Genomic DNA, 14978 nt, shown 5'->3' with positions numbered 1-14978 from the left:
TGGGTGTGAAACGCTCAGTCATCGGCGCCCAGCGCGTCGGCGCGCGCGTTCAGGCTGTCGCCGTGCATGGGCAGCAGCCCGCCCGGGAACACGTAGTCGGGCCGCGCCCACTTGCGCTCGACCTCCACGCCCTGCTGCGGCGTCGGGTGCCCCCAGCGCGGGTTCGTGGCGGGCAGCGGGTTGGGGCCCACGTCGTGCAGCACGTCCAGCCGCACGCGGGTGTCCTTGTACGCCGGGGTGTTCGTGGTCGCGTCGCCCTGCGAGCCGGTCAGGCGGTTCACGGCGTCCTCCGCCTTGCGGGCGTTCATGGGCACGAACACCTGATTCCCACTGACCCGCCCGGTCACGAGCACCTGGAGCCTCACCGCGCCGTGCTCGCTGACCAGTCGCACCCACTGTCCACTTTGGATGCTGCGCTCGGCGGCCAGTTCGGGGCTGATCTCCACGAACGCGTCCGGGGCCTTTGCGGCGATCCCCGCCACGCGGAAGGTCATGTTCCCCTCGTGGAAGTGCTCCAGCATGCGCCCGCTGTTCAGGTGCAGGTCGTACGTCTCGTTCGGGGCCTGCTGGCGGCGCCGGTACTCCCCGGCGTACAGGCGCGCCTTCCCGTCGGGGAAATTGAAGCGCTCGGTGTACAGCAGCGGCTGATCGGTGCCGTCTTCCGCGACCGGCCAGCACAGCGTGTCGTAGCCCTCCAGGCGGTCGTAGCTCACCCCGGCAAAGTGCGGCGTGAGGCGCGCGATCTCCGCCATGATCTCCGAGGGATGCGTGTAACCCCAGCGGTGGCCCATGCGCTCGGCGACCGCCGTGTAGATCTGCCAGTCGGGCTTCGTGCCCTTCAGGGGCGGCATGACCTCGTACAGCCGCTGGATGCGGCGCTCGGTGTTCGTGAAGGTGCCCTCCTTCTCCAGCGACGCCGCCGCCGGCAGCACCACGTCCGCGAAGCGCGCCGTGTTCGTGAAGTACAGGTCCTGCACGACCAGGAACTCCAGCGCCTCGAAGCCCTCCTGGAGGTGGTTGGCGTTCGCGTCGGTGAGGCTCATCTCCTCGCCCGTGATCCACAGGGCGCGCAGGTCCCCGCGGATGGCCGCGTCGATCATCTGCGTGTTGTCCAGGCCGCGTTCGGGGCGGAGGGTGACGCCCCACTCGCGCTCGTGGCGCTGCACGGCGAACGGATCATCGATCCGCTGGTAGCCGCTCACCGCGTCCGGCTGCGCGCCCATGTCCGACGCACCCTGCACGTTGTTGTGGCCGCGCAGCGGGTACGCGCCGGTCCCCAGCCGGCCGTAGTTCCCGGTGATCAGGAGCAGGTTGCTGATCGCGGCGCTCGTGTCGGTCCCGCCGCACTGCTGAGTGACGCCCATCGCCCACAGGATGCACACCCGCTCCTCGCCCGCGATGCGCCGCGCCAGGGCCTCCAACGTCGCCGCACTCAGGCCGGTCTCGCGCTCGGCACGTTCCAGGGTGTACTCCTCAATGGACGCGCGGAACTCGTCCAGGCCGTTCACGCGTTCATGGAGGAAGTCCCTGTCCTCCAGACCGTTGTCCAGGATGAACTTGCTGACGGCCGCCAGCCACACGAAGTCCGTGCCGGGGTTCGGGCGGTGGAACTCGTCGGCGCGGCGGGCGAGTTCATGCTCGCGGATGTCGAACACGATCACCCGCGTGTGCCCCAGCTTCTGCGCGCGCTTCACGCGGGTGGCGAGCACCGGGTGGCTCTCGGCGGTGTTGCTGCCCACCGTGATCACCAGACTGGCGTTCTCGATGTCCTTGATGGTCCCGCTGTCCCCGCCGATCCCGACCGTCAGGGACAGGCCCTTGCTGGCCGGGGACTGGCAGTAGCGCGAGCAGTTGTCCACGTTGTTCGTGCCGATCACCTGACGCGCGAACTTCTGCACCAGGAACGCTTCCTCGTTGCTGGCCTTGCTGCTCGCCACGAACGCCAACGCGTCGGGTCCCTTCGCCGCGCGGATCTCGGTGAAGCGCCGCGCGACCAGCGCCAGCGCCTCGTCCCAGCTCGCCTCGCGGAAGCGGTCCCCGTCGCGGATGAGGGGACTGGTCAGGCGGTCCTCGCTGTTCACGTAGTCCCAGCCGAACTTGCCCTTCACGCAGGTGCTGATGCCGTTGGCGTGCCCCAGGCCAGGCTCGACCTTCAGGATGTGCCGTTCGTCCGTCCAGACGTCGAATGAGCAGCCCACCCCGCAGTACGTGCAGACCGTCTTCGTCTTCTTGATGTAGCGGTCCCGGGCGGCCGACTCGATCTCGCTGACGTTCATGATCGGCTTTAGGCCCGCGCTGGCCTCCACGCCCTTGACCACGTCAATCGCCGAGTTCCACACCGGCAGCGGAATCCCGGTGAACAGCCCCGCCTCGCCCAGCATGGATTTCTCCTGCAGGGCGTTGCAGGGGCAGACCGTAATGCAGTGCCCGCAGCTGACGCAGCTGCTCTCGCCGATGGGTTTGCCGCCGTCCCACAGCACGCGCGGCTGCTCCGCCTCCCAGTCAATCGTGAGGGTCTCGTTCACCTGCACGTTCTGGCAGGCCTCCACGCAGCGGCCGCACAGGATGCACTGATCCGGGTCGTAGCGGTAGAAGGGATTGCTCATGTCCTTCTCGAAGCCCTTGGGCTGGAAGGGCCGGGTCTGGTGGTCGATGCCCAGCACGCCCAGCGTGTTGTGCACCGTGCAGTTCCCGTTGTTGTTGTCGCACACCGTGCAGTAGAGGTCGTGGTTCGCCACGATCCGGTCGTACGCGTCCCGCTGCGCCGTGCGCGCCGCGTTCGTCTGCGTGCGCACCACCATCCCGGCCCGTACCGGCGTCCCGCACGCGCGCCCCAGCACGCCGTCGATCTCGACCGCGCAGGTGTCACACGTCTGCAGGGGGCCCAGCTGCGGGTGGTAACACACCTGCGCCAGCTCGATCTGCGCGCGGTTGATCACGTCCACCAGCGGCTCGCCCACCCACGCGGCCTGCGCGGCCCCGTCCACCATGACCTGCACCTGCGCCCCGCGCGGCGGCCGGGTCGGCCCCACCTCGCTGCGGATGTGCGCGTCGTTCGGCACGTCCAGTTCGCCCATACGTCCTCCCTTGAAACCCCGGCGAGTATAGGCGCGCCCCTGGAACGCGGCCGTAATCACTGCTGCATGTACGGTTCATGCAACTGGCCCCGCGCAGGACAGGCCGGGCCAGCGCGCTGCAGGACGATTTACAGCACCAGGACGCCGTGATGCTTGGCCTTGTCCGCCGGTTCCACGTGAATGTTGATCGAGCAGTCGGGCGTGGTTTCCCGGATGGCGTCCTCCAGCCGGTCGCAGATGGCGTGCGCTTCCGTGACGGTCATGTCGCCCGGCACCACCATGTGGAACTCGATGAACGTCAGGCTCCCCGCGTGCCGGGTGCGCAGGTCGTGCATCTCCAGCGCGCCCGCCCCCGCCGTGCTCATGGCCGCCCGGATGCGCCGCTCGGTGTCGGTGTCGACCGCGGCGTCCATCAGGCCGCCCACGCTGTCACGCACGAGCAGCCACCCGCTCCAGAGGATGTTCAGCGCCACCAGCACCGCCAGCAGCGGGTCCAGCCAGTACAGCCCGGTCAGGCGCGCGGCCAGCACGCCCACAAGCACGCCCACGCTGGTCACCACGTCGCTCATGACGTGCCTGCCGTCGGCCAGCAGCGCCGGGGAGCGCAGCGCCCGCCCGTGGCGCAGCAGCACTGTCGCCCACAGCGCGTTCAGGGCGCTGGCGCCCAGGTTCACGCCCAGACCGATCAGCCCGGTGCCGCCCTCCGGCGGGGCGGGGTTCATCAGGACCGGCAGGGCCTCGCGCACGATGGCGGCGGCGGCCAGCACGATCAGGACCCCCTCGGCGACCGCGCTGAAGTACTCGGCCTTCGTGTGACCGTAGGGGTGGTTGGCGTCCGCCGGGCGGGCCGCGACGCGCAGCGCGATGAACGCCGCGACGGCCGCGGCCACGTTGATGATGCTCTCCAGCGCGTCCGAGTACAGCGCCACGCTGCCGGTCAGGACGTAGGCCAGGAACTTCAGGCCCAGCACCACCACGGCCACGAGAATGCTCCCCAGCGCCAGCCTGGAGGCGCGCTGGGAGGACTGCTGGGAGGCGGAGGGAACGGTCACTGGCGGAGCGTAGCAGGGTTAGGTGCGCCGAACACCGTGCCCCACCCAGGGACAGCCCCGGATGCCCCGATTCTGTCCTGTGCAGAACGTGTCCTGATACAATCGTTCGGTGACCGCGCCCGACCTCCTTGCCCAGCTCAACCCCACCCAGGCCCAGGCCGCTGACCACTACACCGGCCCGGCCCTGGTCATCGCGGGCGCCGGCAGCGGCAAGACCCGCACCCTCATCTACCGCATCGCCCACCTGATCGGCCACTACGGCGTGCAGCCCGGCGAGATCCTCGCCGTGACCTTCACCAATAAGGCCGCCGCCGAGATGCGTGAACGCGCCAGCCACCTCATTGACGGGGCCGACAAACTCTGGATGAGTACCTTCCACAGTGCCGGCGTGCGCATCCTGCGCGCCTACGGCGAACACATCGGTCTGCGGCGCGGCTTCGTCATCTACGACGACGACGACCAGCTCGACATTCTCAAGGAAGTCATGGGCAGCGTGCCTGGCATCGGCCCGGACACCAATCCCCGCGTGCTGCGCGGCATCCTCGACCGCGCCAAGAGCAACCTCCTGACCCCCGAAGACCTCTCCCGCAGCGGCGAGCCCTACATCAGCGGCGTGCCCCGCGAGGCCGCCGGCGAGGTCTACCGCCGCTACGAGCAGCGTAAGAAGAGCCAGAACGCCATCGACTTCGGCGACCTGATCACCGAGACCGTCCGCCTCTTCCGGGAGGTGCCTGCCGTTCTGAACGCCGTGCAGAACCGCGCGAAGTTCATCCACGTGGACGAGTATCAGGACACCAACAAGGCCCAGTACGAACTGACCCGCCTCCTTGCCAGCCGCGACCGCAACCTGCTCGTCGTGGGCGACCCCGACCAGTCGATCTACAAGTTCCGCGGCGCGGACATTCAGAACATCCTGGATTTCCAGAAGGACTACCGCGACGCGAAGGTGTACCTGCTGGAACACAACTACCGCTCCAGCGCGCGCGTGCTCACCATCGCGAACAAGCTGATCGAGAACAACGCCGAGCGCCTCGACAAGACCCTCAAGGCCGTCAAGGAGGACGGGCACCCGGTCGTGTTCCACCGCGCGACCGACCACCGCGCCGAGGGGGATTTCGTCGCGGAGTGGATCACGCGCCTGCACACGCTGGAGGGCCGCCGCTTCAGCGAGATGGCAATCCTGTACCGCACGAACGCGCAGTCGCGCGTGCTGGAGGAATCACTGCGGCGCGTGCAGATCCCCGCGAAGATCGTGGGCGGCGTGGGCTTCTACGACCGCCGGGAGATCAAGGACATCCTCGCGTACGCGCGGCTGGCCATCAACCCGAGTGACGACGTGGCGCTGCGCCGCATCATCGGGCGGCCCAAACGCGGCATCGGCGACACGGCCCTGGTGAAACTGATGGACTGGGCCCGCGCGAACGGCACCAGCCTCCTAACCGCCTGCGCGAACGCCGAGCAGTCCCGCATCCTCGACCGCGGCGCGGCGCGGCCCGTGGAGTTCGCCGCCCTGATGGAGGCCATGGCGGACGCCGCCGAGAACTACGAGCCTGCGCCGTTCCTGCGCTTCGTGATCGAGACGAGCGGTTACCTCGACCTGCTGCGCCAGGAGGGGCAGGAGGGCCAGGTGCGCATGGAGAACCTGGACGAACTCATCAACGCCGCGCAGGAATGGGCACAGGAGCACGAGGGCACCATCGCGGACTTCCTGGACGACGCGGCGCTGCTGTCCAGCGTGGACGACATGCGCACGAAGACCGAGAACAAGGGCGCCCCGGAGGACGCCGTCACGCTGATGACCATGCACAACGCCAAGGGCCTGGAATTCCCCGTGGTGTTCATCGTGGGGGCGGAAGAGGGCCTGCTGCCCAGCAAGGGCGCCCTGGTCGAGGCGGGCGGCATCGAGGAGGAGCGCCGACTGTTCTACGTGGGCATCACCCGCGCCATGGAACGCCTGTTCCTGACGGCCGCGCAGAACCGCATGCAGTTCGGCAAGACGAACGCCGCCGAGGACAGCCGCTTCCTGGAGGAGATCGAGGGCCACTTCGACACCATCGACCCGTACGGGCAGGTCGTTGAGTACCGCGCCAAGACCTGGAAACAGTACCGCCCGACCGTACCCGCCCCCAGCGCCGTGAAGAACACCAGCCCCATGACCGCCGGGATGGCCTTCCGGGGCGGCGAGAAGGTCAGGCACCCCAAGTTCGGCGACGGTCAGGTGCTGGCCGTGGCAGGCGTCGGCGACCGGCAGGAGGTCACCGTGCACTTCCCGTCCGCAGGCACCAAGAAGCTGCTCGTGAAGTTCGCGAACCTCAGTCCCGCCTGAATCCGCCTGGGGGCGTAAATCCCAAGATTTCTGTAGAGGCGCACACCATCTGGAACCTGTCACGATAGGGCCGTGAGCTTAACCGAGTCGTCCCAGCCGCCCGAGCGGCCCGCCCCGTGGCGATTCACGGGGTCCATTCAGGACTTCCTGCGCACCCTGTGGCAGTACGCGGCCTTCCGGCTGGTCATCTTCGTTCTGGTCGGCATCACGGCGCTGCGGGTGGGCGGCTGGCTCCTCAGTCACCTGGCCAGCGTGGTCGTGACCGTCCTGGGCGCGTACGCGCTGGCCTTCCTGGTGAACCCGATCCTGTCCTGGCTGGAACGCCACCGGGTGGGGCGCGCCGTGGGCGTGCTGCTGCTCATCGTGCTGCTGGCCGCGGTGCTCACCTTCCTGTGGTTCGCGGTCAGCTCGCAGATCCGGGGCCTCGTGGACGGCCTGCCGTACCTCGCGCATAACCTCAAGGTGATCATCAACTCGCTGCTGGACCGCCTGGACAGCATTCCAGGCACGACGGGCCTGAAGGCCAGCGTCACGGCGTACATCGACAAGCAGACCGGGAACCTCACCGACGGCGCCGGGCCACTGCTCGAACGGCTCGTGAACTCCGGCCCGGACGTGCTCGACACGCTGTCCAGCCTGGTCGGCTGGCTGGGACAGCTGGGACTGCTGCTGACGCTCGCGATGTACTTCATGTTCGAGTACAACACCTTCGGCGCGGGCCTGCTGAAACTCTTCCCGCGCACGTGGCAGCCGACCGTGCTGCAACTGGCCGAGGACGTCAGTGACAGCTTCGGCATGTACCTGCGCGGCACGGTCATCACAGCCCTCGCCTGCGCGGCGCTCGCCACGACCGGCCTGCTGATCCTGAAGGTCCCCAACGCGCTGGCCCTGGGCATCCTGAGCGCGTTTGTGAACCTCATCCCGTACGTGGGGATCGTCGTGGCGTCCATTCCACCCATGCTGCTCGCCATCCCGCAGGGCACCACCACGGTGCTGGAGGTCGCGGCGCTGTACTTCATCATCAACCAGCTGCTCGGGAACGTGATCGGCCCGATGGTCATGGGCCGCAGCACCAGCATCGGCCCGGCCAGCATTCTGATCGCCATTCTGGCCGGACTGGCGCTGGGCGGCGCGATGGGCGCCATCCTCGCCATTCCGTGCGCGGTCCTGCTCAAACGCTGGACGAACCGCTACTGGCTGCGCAGTCCGCTGTACCGGGGCGTGTCCGGCGGCGCCGCGCCCGCTGCGGACCGCTGACGCGGCGGACAGGACCACGGCAGAACGGTGCGCCTCTGATTATCCAGAGGCGCACCGTTTCCTGTCCGCTGCTCAGGCGGGCCGCGGGATCAGCTGGCGGGCGTCTTGCGGCTGCGGGTGGTTTTCGGCGCGGGGGCCGGAGTGGGCGCGGCCGCCGCAAGTTCCGGCACGATCGCCGCGAGGTCCTCATGCGTGATGGACCGTTCCTGCGCGCCGACGCCCGTGGCGGCCAGCGCCCCGGCGGCGTTCGCGGCGCGGGCGGCGCCGCCCATGCTGGCCCCGGCCAGAATGGCGTGCGCGAACACGGCCGTGAAGGTATCCCCCGCGCCCGTGGAATCCACGACCTTCCCGGCAGGCCGGTACGCGTCGACCAGTTCAGTATCGTCGGGCGTCCAGGTGATCGAGCCCATCTTGCCGACCTTCACCACGACCCGCTGCGCGCCCGCCTGGCCCAGCTGCGCCAGCGCCGCGCTGATGGAACTGGTCCCCGTCAGGGCCTGCAACTCGTGCTGGTTGAGCATCAGGTAGTCCGCGCCGATCACGTCGCCCAGCAGGGTCGTGCCGGCCTTGTTGACCGCGCCCGTCCCCAGGTCGATGAAGACCGGGACGGGTGTTTTCGCGCCGCGCGCCGCCTCGATGGCCGCGAGGCTGTAGTCCCGCTGCGGACCCTCGATCAGGGCGTAGGCGTTGATGATGAGCGCGTCGGCGGCCTCGACGTCCTTTTTCTTCAGGGTGGCCGGGTCCAGCTGGCGGTTGGCGGCGCCGTCGCTGATCATGGCGCGCTCCCCGCCGCTGGTCTGCATGACCGTGATGGTGCTGGTGATGCGGCTGGGATCGCGCTGGATGGCGCTCTCGTTGACGCCGCACTCGCGCACGCGGCTCAGGGCGTACTCGGCGAACGGGTCGTCGCCGACGCGCGCGGCGAGGGTCACAGCGTGACCCAGGCGGGCCAGGGTGACACTCATGGTGCCGCCGGCCCCGCCGGGTTTCATGCTGGCCTGCTGCGGCGTGACTTCCTCACCCGGCTCGGGTAGGCGTTCGAGGTGGTAGAGGTGATCGACGGTCACGTCACCGATGATGTAGAACTTCACAGATGGGTCCTCCGGGGTGCCGGGTGCGGCGGCCCTGAATGGCGGTGAGAAGGGGTGATCCTAACTGCGGTTACCGTATCACGCCCAGTTTGACGGCCATGTCACGCAGGTCACCCAGGGACACGTCCTCGGCCCGCACGTCCGGGCGCAGGTTCACGGCGCTCAGCGCGGCGTCAATGGCGTCGCCGTCCATACCCGTCAGGCGCAGGTTGTTGCGCAGCGTCTTGCGGCGGTGGTGCAGGGCGCTCTCCACGAACGCCAGGAACTCGGGTTCCGGGGCCGCGCGGGAGCGGTCGAAATCCAGCCGGATCACGGCGCTCGTCACGTCCGGGGCGGGCAGGAACGCGCCCTTGGGCACGTCCCGCACGTGCTGCACGCTGCCGTACAGCGCGGCAATGGCGCTCAGGAAGCCGTAGTTCTCCTCGCCGGGCCGCGCGGCGAGGCGCTGCCCCACCTCCTTCTGCACCAGCACGGTCGCGGACACGATGCCGGGCGCGCGCATGAAGCGCGACAGCAGCAGACCCGTGATGTAGTACGGCAGGTTCGCGATCACCCGCGTGCCCTGCGGCAGCGTGGCGTACTCGAAGTCCAGCGCGTCGCCCCACACGACCTGCACGTCCAGGCCGTCGAGCGTCTCGGCCAGCACGGGCCGCAGCCGCTCATCTTTTTCCAGCGTCGTGACCTGCGCGCCGCGCGAGGCGATCTCGCGGGTCAGGACGCCCAGCCCGGGGCCGATCTCCAGGACGGGCACGCCGGGCGCGGCGCCGCCCGCCTCGGCAATGGCGCGCAGGATGTTCCCGTCAATCAGGAAGTTCTGCCCCAGGCTCTTGGTGGGCTTCAGGCCGTGGCGGTCCAGCAGGTCCCGCACGCGCGCCGGGGAGTACAGCGGCGCGGCGCTCAGGTCCCGTTCGGGCTCCTGGGACGTGGTGCCGGCGCGGCCCGGCTGGGGGCGGCCCGGATCGGTGCGGCGGGGGGTGGCTCGGCGGGGTCGACTGGCGTTTCGGGACATGCGGCAGCGGCCCTCCGGGGCCGGGTGTCGGGGAATGGAGGCTGAGGTCCGGGGACCTGCGCGGCAACGGTGAGCGCCGCTGCGGGCGCGCCGGGAACACGTCAGTATACTCGGGGCGTGAGTTTCCGCTTCGCGCTGCACCTGCCGCCCCTCCCCGTGCGGGGACGCCCGTGACGCTGGACGCGCCCGCCGCGCCGGCCCCCCCTCTGCTGCTGGACCTCGTCCGCGCCGGAGAGTGGCGCCGCGCCGCCGCCACCGCCAACGCGCAGGGGGCCGACGTGGACGTCATTGACGCCCTGCAGACCATTCACGCCGTGCAGGACGACATCCGCGCCCGGCGGTACGTGGCCGCCCGCAACCGGCTGCAGGCATACCGGGAGGTGGCCGCCAGCCTGCCCGGTGACGTGGGCGCGGAACTGCGCCTGTACGTGCAGCCGGACGCCCTGATCGAGGCGCTGCACGCCCTGGAAGGCAGTCAGCGCGAATCCGACCCGGACGCCCTGGCCAATCGGCTCGCCGGGGCGCTCGCGCAGCCGCTGACGCGGGCAGAGGCACTGAACGCGCAGGGCGTCCTTCAGGCCATGCTGGGCCACGAGGCGCAGGCCCGCGAGGTCTTCAGCGCCGCCCGCGAAGCCGATCCCGGCCACTACCGCGCGCTGACGAACCTGGGCAACCTGGACATGGAAGCCGGCCACTTCGCCCAGGCGGAACAGACGTACCGCGAGGTGATCCAGATGGCGCCCGAGTACGACGGCGGCCACCACAACCTGGGCGTCTCGGTGCGCCGCCAGGGCCGAGTGGCCGAGGGCGTCCGGTCCATCCGGCAGGCGCAGCGGCTGGCCATGAAACGCTCGCGCGAGGACACGCAGGCCGAGGTCAAGGAACAGTTCGCCCGGCGGCCCGTCCTGAAGTACGCGCGGGTGGTCGTGATCGCCGCGCTCCTCCTGATCGTGTTCCTGGCCCTGCGCGGCCCCGGCACCTGAATGCCAGGTCGGGCGTGACCGGCCCAGCGGGGCACCCAGCCCGCCCCGTGACGGGCGGCGGGTCCGCATGACGCCCATCCTGACGCCAGACGGGGTTCGCCAACTTGATGCCCGGCTGGAGCGGGCGCGCCTGCTGGACCTGGCCATGGAGGACGCGGGGCGCGCCGTGGCGGCCGAAGTGCAGCGCCACTGGCCGCAGGGTCAGGTACTGCTGCTCGCCGGGGGCGGCGCCAACGGGGGGGACGCCTTCGTCGCGGCGCGGCACCTGCTGACCCAGGGGCGGGCCGCCCGCGTGCTGGCCCGGCCCTCCACGCACCCGTTGACCCGGCTGAACCGCCGGCGCTGGCAGGCCGTGGGGGGCGACACCCGGCCCCTGAGTGCCGCCGCCCTGTCCCGCGCGGCCAGGGATACGGTGCTGGTTGATGGCTTGCTTGGCACCGGGTTCCGCCCACCGGTCCGCGACACGCTGGCGGCGGTACTGGAGGCGGTCTCGGCCGCCCGGGCCCGTGGCGTGCCCGTGCTGGCCATTGATCTGCCCAGTGGCCTAGACGCCACGCGCGCGGACCCACCTGGCCCGAGCGTGCAGGCGGACGTCACTGTCACGTTCGCTGCCCTGAAACCGGCCCTGCTGTTCTGGGAGGCCGCGGCGCGCTGCGGTCAGGTGGTGCTGGCCCCGCTGACCGTGCCGCCCGACTGGCTGAGTGACCTGGAGGTCGCGGCGCAGCCAGACGACGCTGACCTGGCGCCCCTGTTGCCGGTCCGCTCCGCCGGGGCGCACAAGGGCGTGGCGGGCCGGGTGTGGATCGTGGGGGGGCACGCGGGTACGGTGGGCGCCCCGGCCCTGGCCGGCCTGGGCGCGCTGCGGGCAGGTGCGGGCCTCGTGACGCTGCACGCCGCGGTGGACCTGCCCCTGGTCACGCCGGAACTGATGATTCACCGGCACGCGGACCTCCCGGCCTTCCTGGCCGGAACGGCACCGGACCGGCGGCCGGACGCGCTGGCGCTGGGCATGGGACTCGGCCCGGACGCAGCCAGCCTGGCCCGCGAGGTGCTGCGCTGGCAGGTGCCCACCGTGCTGGACGCCGACGCCCTCCAGCCGGAACTGAGCGGTCACGGCCACGCGGCCTGCCTGTGGACCCCCCATCCCGGCGAGGCCGCCCGGCTGCTGGGCCTGCCCACGCCCGACATCACCCGCGATCCGATCGGTGCCGCGCGCGCCCTGCAGGAGCGGCTGGGCGGCGTGGTCATCCTGAAGGGCGGCCCGAGCGTCGTGGCGCGGGCGGGGGAACTGAGCGTGTCGCGCGGCGGGCACCCGGGCATGGCCAGTGCCGGAATGGGCGACACGCTCAGCGGCGTTCTGGCGGCCCTGCTGGGGCAGGGGCTGAGCACCTGGGACGCCGCGCGGGTGGGCGTTCGCCTGCATGCCCGCGCCGGCGAGCGGGCCGCGGAACAGTTCGCGTACGGTCTGGGTGCCACGGACGTCGCCGGGGAACTCGGGCGGGCCTGGATGGACCTGCGGGGCGGGTCAGCTCACCTGCCGGGTGTATGACCTCGTCCCAACGGCGCCTGACGCCGAGGTGATAGCGTGCAGACATTCATGCAAGGTCTGCTCAGCGATGTGCCCCTGATGGGCGTCCTGGAACTGATTCACACCAGCCGTCAGACGGGCGTGCTCGACGTTCAATCCGACGTGCCCTTCACCGTGGCCTTCATGAACGGCGAGGTCATCTCCGGCGGGATCCTGGACTGGCTGGGTACGGAAGCCATCCACGCCAGCCCGATCCTGGCTGAATCCGGCACCTTCCGCTTCGAGGCCAGACCCGTGACGGGCGCGCCCCTGGCGCCGTACGGGCACTTCTCGACCGACTGGGCGCGCATCAGTGATGAGTGGGACCAGATGTGCGCCGTGATCGGCAGCCCCAGCCAGGTGTTCCAGGGCCGCGTGCCCATGTTCGACGACCCAACCGGCCGGTCCATCCGCGCCGTGGCCCGTGACGTGGAACTGCCCCTGTTCGAGGTGGCGCAGACGGTCGCGCAGGCCGTCCGAGAGGGCAAACTCAGTCCGACTGGCCGCTACGAGTGGGCCCGGCTGAAACTGCAACCGGCCGGGCAGCGGGCCGCGCTGCACCCGGTGGCGCGCCTGCTGGACGGCAACCGCACGCTGGCCGACGCGGTCGATGCGGGCAGCAGCCTGAAGGACGTGCGCGAGTACCTGCTGGGAGAACTGCGGCTGGGTCTGCGCTTCGCCGGGAGCGGCTGGGTCATGCGGGACCTGGTCTGGGAACACCGGCACCTGCCGCCCGCCTGATCCGATCCGCGCCTGATCCGCTCCGGCACCTGACCTGCGGGGCAGGGCGGTCGCGCCGCCGTGCCGTAGAATGCGCGGCATGCTGTTTCTCTCGGCCCTGCTGCTGCTCGTGGCGTTCCTCACGGGTAGCGCGCCCCTCGGGCACGCCGTCCTGTCCCGCGCGGGCGTGAACGTCCGCGTCAACAACCCACACAACCTGGGCGTGGAGAATGTCCTGTACCGCGTCGGGCCGCAACTGGCCGCCCTGACCGCCCTGCTTGACGCGGCCAAGGGCTTCCTGGCGGTCCTCATGGCCGCCAGCCTGAACCTCAGCGAGGTGACCGTGATGGCGGCGTTCGCGGCGTACCTGGGGCACCTGAACCCCCCCAGGTTCCTGTACGGCGAGACGCCACCGCGCGGGCGGGGCAACCTCGTGCTGCTGGGCGTGCTGGCCGGACTGGCCGTGACGGGCACGCTGCCCCTGTGGGTGTGCGCCCTGCCCGTCCTGGTGTACGCGGGCGTGGCGGGCTTCTGGGGGTACGTGAGCGCGGCAACCCTGGCGGGCCTCACGGCCTTCACGCTGGCGGTGGCCACACAGCCGCTCGGCACGGCCGCTAAGCTGGCCGCGCTGGCCCTGATGGTCGCCGCCGCGTGGCGCTTCAAGGAGAACATCGGGCGCATGCTGGACGGCACCGAACCCCGCCTGGGCGAGGCTGTCCCGCTCGCGGGCCGCCGCAGTGACGAGGTCGTCGCCGCATTCATGATTCACCCCATGACCGTCGAGAACTTCTGGAGCGCCCGGCGGTTTGCGTGGCTGCGCCCGCTGGTCGAGAAGGGCCTCGTCTCCGAGCGAGGCGTCCGGCAGATGGCCGAGAGCCTGCGGCCCATGAAGATCGGTGAACTGCACGGCATCCGCACGGTGGACGGCAAGAGCATCCGCTGCTACCTGCTGTCCAGCCCCCTGCTGCCCGACGTGTTCCGGGACAACCCGGAGCTCGCCACCCGCCGCGCCATCGAGGGCGCGCGCCTCGCGCAGGAACTCGGGGCGGAGGTGTTCGGGCTAGGCGCGTTCTGGTCCGTGGTGGGGAACAAGGGCGTTGACGTTCAGGCCGCCGTGCCGGAACTGACCATCACGAACGGCGGGGCGTACACGTCCGGCACGATCAAGGCGGCCATCCCCGGCATCCTGGAGCACTTCGCGGCGGAGAGCCGTGACCTGAAGCACGCGACCGCCGCGGTGGTCGGCGCGAACGGCGTCGTGGCGTTCGGTATCGCGCGGACCATTGCGCCGCAGGTGGCCAAACTCATCATGATCGGCCGGGACGCCGAGCGCCTCGAGCGCAGCGCCGCCACCCTGCGCCGCGCCGCGAAGGACACCGAGATCATCTGCACCACCAGCTACGACACGCTGCGGGACGCTGACCTGATCTTCACGGCGACCAGCGACCCGAACCCCGTGATCTTCCCGCAGCACGTCAAGCCCGGCGCGTGGATCTTCGACGAGGGCCGACCCGCCGACGTGGACGACAGCGTCCTGGCCCTGCCCGGCGTGCGGGTCATTCCGGGGGGCGTGGTGCGGCCGCCCGGCGGCATGACCAGCAACATCGACCTGCAATTCGGCGAGGGGCAGGTGCCCGCCTGCCTCGCGGAGACGCTGATCATCGCCGCAACCGGTGAACACCACCGCAAGAGCCTGGGCCCGCAGACCCTCACGGAGAACATCAATTTCTTTGTCGAGCAGGCAGAGCAGCTGGGCTTCCAGGTCGTGGACTGACCCTGCACTCCAGGACCACTGGGAGGAGGGGGGCGCGGGCCGGTCGGCTGGTGCCCCCTTCTGCCGTTGCCCCCCGCGGAGCCCGCTGTCTCAAGGGTCGGTTCAGAACTCTCACGCAGAAC

Annotated in this window: 10 protein-coding genes; 6 read left to right on the top strand and 4 right to left on the bottom strand. The window is 70.3% G+C overall.

Translation table 11 applies throughout. From position 1 onward, the window contains the following. Positions 1-14: 14 nt before the first annotated feature. Complete coding sequence (fdhF, locus tag IEY63_RS02455; protein ID WP_189067364.1) at positions 15-3077, bottom strand: formate dehydrogenase subunit alpha; 3063 nt, start codon at positions 3075-3077, stop codon at positions 15-17. Positions 3078-3205: 128 nt separating this feature from the next. Beyond that, the gene (gene mntE, locus IEY63_RS02450) at positions 3206-4129 is read right to left on the bottom strand and encodes a manganese efflux transporter MntE (RefSeq protein WP_189067363.1); all 924 of its coding nucleotides are present in this window, start codon (positions 4127-4129) and stop codon (positions 3206-3208) included. Between the two features lie 109 nt (positions 4130-4238). On the opposite strand from mntE, the gene IEY63_RS02445 reads away from it, so the two are divergent. Next, on the top strand, positions 4239-6455 hold the full coding sequence (locus tag IEY63_RS02445) for an ATP-dependent helicase (protein ID WP_189067362.1): 2217 nt from the start codon (positions 4239-4241) through the stop codon (positions 6453-6455). Between the two features lie 72 nt (positions 6456-6527). After that, positions 6528-7712, top strand: coding sequence for an AI-2E family transporter (locus IEY63_RS02440; protein ID WP_189067361.1), 1185 nt, complete (start codon positions 6528-6530; stop codon positions 7710-7712). 89 nt (positions 7713-7801) lie between these two features. On the opposite strand, the gene IEY63_RS02435 is transcribed toward IEY63_RS02440, so the two are convergent. Both IEY63_RS02435 and rsmA read right to left on the bottom strand, forming a co-directional pair. Beyond that, a complete protein-coding gene (locus tag IEY63_RS02435; RefSeq protein WP_189067360.1) occupies positions 7802-8803 on the bottom strand; it encodes a carbohydrate kinase family protein in 1002 nt (333 codons plus the stop codon). Positions 8804-8873: 70 nt separating this feature from the next. Further along, positions 8874-9812 (bottom strand): 16S rRNA (adenine(1518)-N(6)/adenine(1519)-N(6))-dimethyltransferase RsmA, encoded by a 939-nt coding sequence (rsmA, locus tag IEY63_RS02430; protein WP_189067359.1) that lies wholly within the window; start codon positions 9810-9812, stop codon positions 8874-8876. A gap of 170 nt (positions 9813-9982) precedes the next feature. Between rsmA and IEY63_RS02425 the strand changes: the two genes are divergently transcribed. From IEY63_RS02425 to IEY63_RS02410, 4 genes are all read left to right on the top strand, one after another. Beyond that, positions 9983-10795, top strand: a complete 813-nt coding sequence (locus tag IEY63_RS02425) for a tetratricopeptide repeat protein (RefSeq protein WP_189067358.1) — start codon at positions 9983-9985, stop codon at positions 10793-10795. A gap of 67 nt (positions 10796-10862) precedes the next feature. Next, complete coding sequence (locus tag IEY63_RS02420) at positions 10863-12344, top strand: NAD(P)H-hydrate dehydratase (RefSeq protein WP_229784429.1); 1482 nt, start codon at positions 10863-10865, stop codon at positions 12342-12344. Between the two features lie 36 nt (positions 12345-12380). Continuing rightward, positions 12381-13103 carry a DUF4388 domain-containing protein gene (locus tag IEY63_RS02415; protein WP_229784428.1) on the top strand — a complete coding sequence of 241 codons (723 nt, stop codon included), beginning with the start codon at positions 12381-12383 and terminating at the stop codon, positions 13101-13103. Positions 13104-13182: 79 nt separating this feature from the next. After that, positions 13183-14856, top strand: a complete 1674-nt coding sequence (locus tag IEY63_RS02410) for a glycerol-3-phosphate acyltransferase (RefSeq protein WP_189067357.1) — start codon at positions 13183-13185, stop codon at positions 14854-14856. Positions 14857-14978 lie beyond the last annotated feature (122 nt).

It is taken from the genome of Deinococcus radiotolerans (assembly GCF_014647435.1).
In the GTDB taxonomy this organism is placed as follows: domain Bacteria; phylum Deinococcota; class Deinococci; order Deinococcales; family Deinococcaceae; genus Deinococcus; species Deinococcus radiotolerans.
This window is presented reverse-complemented; position numbering and strand designations above follow the sequence as displayed.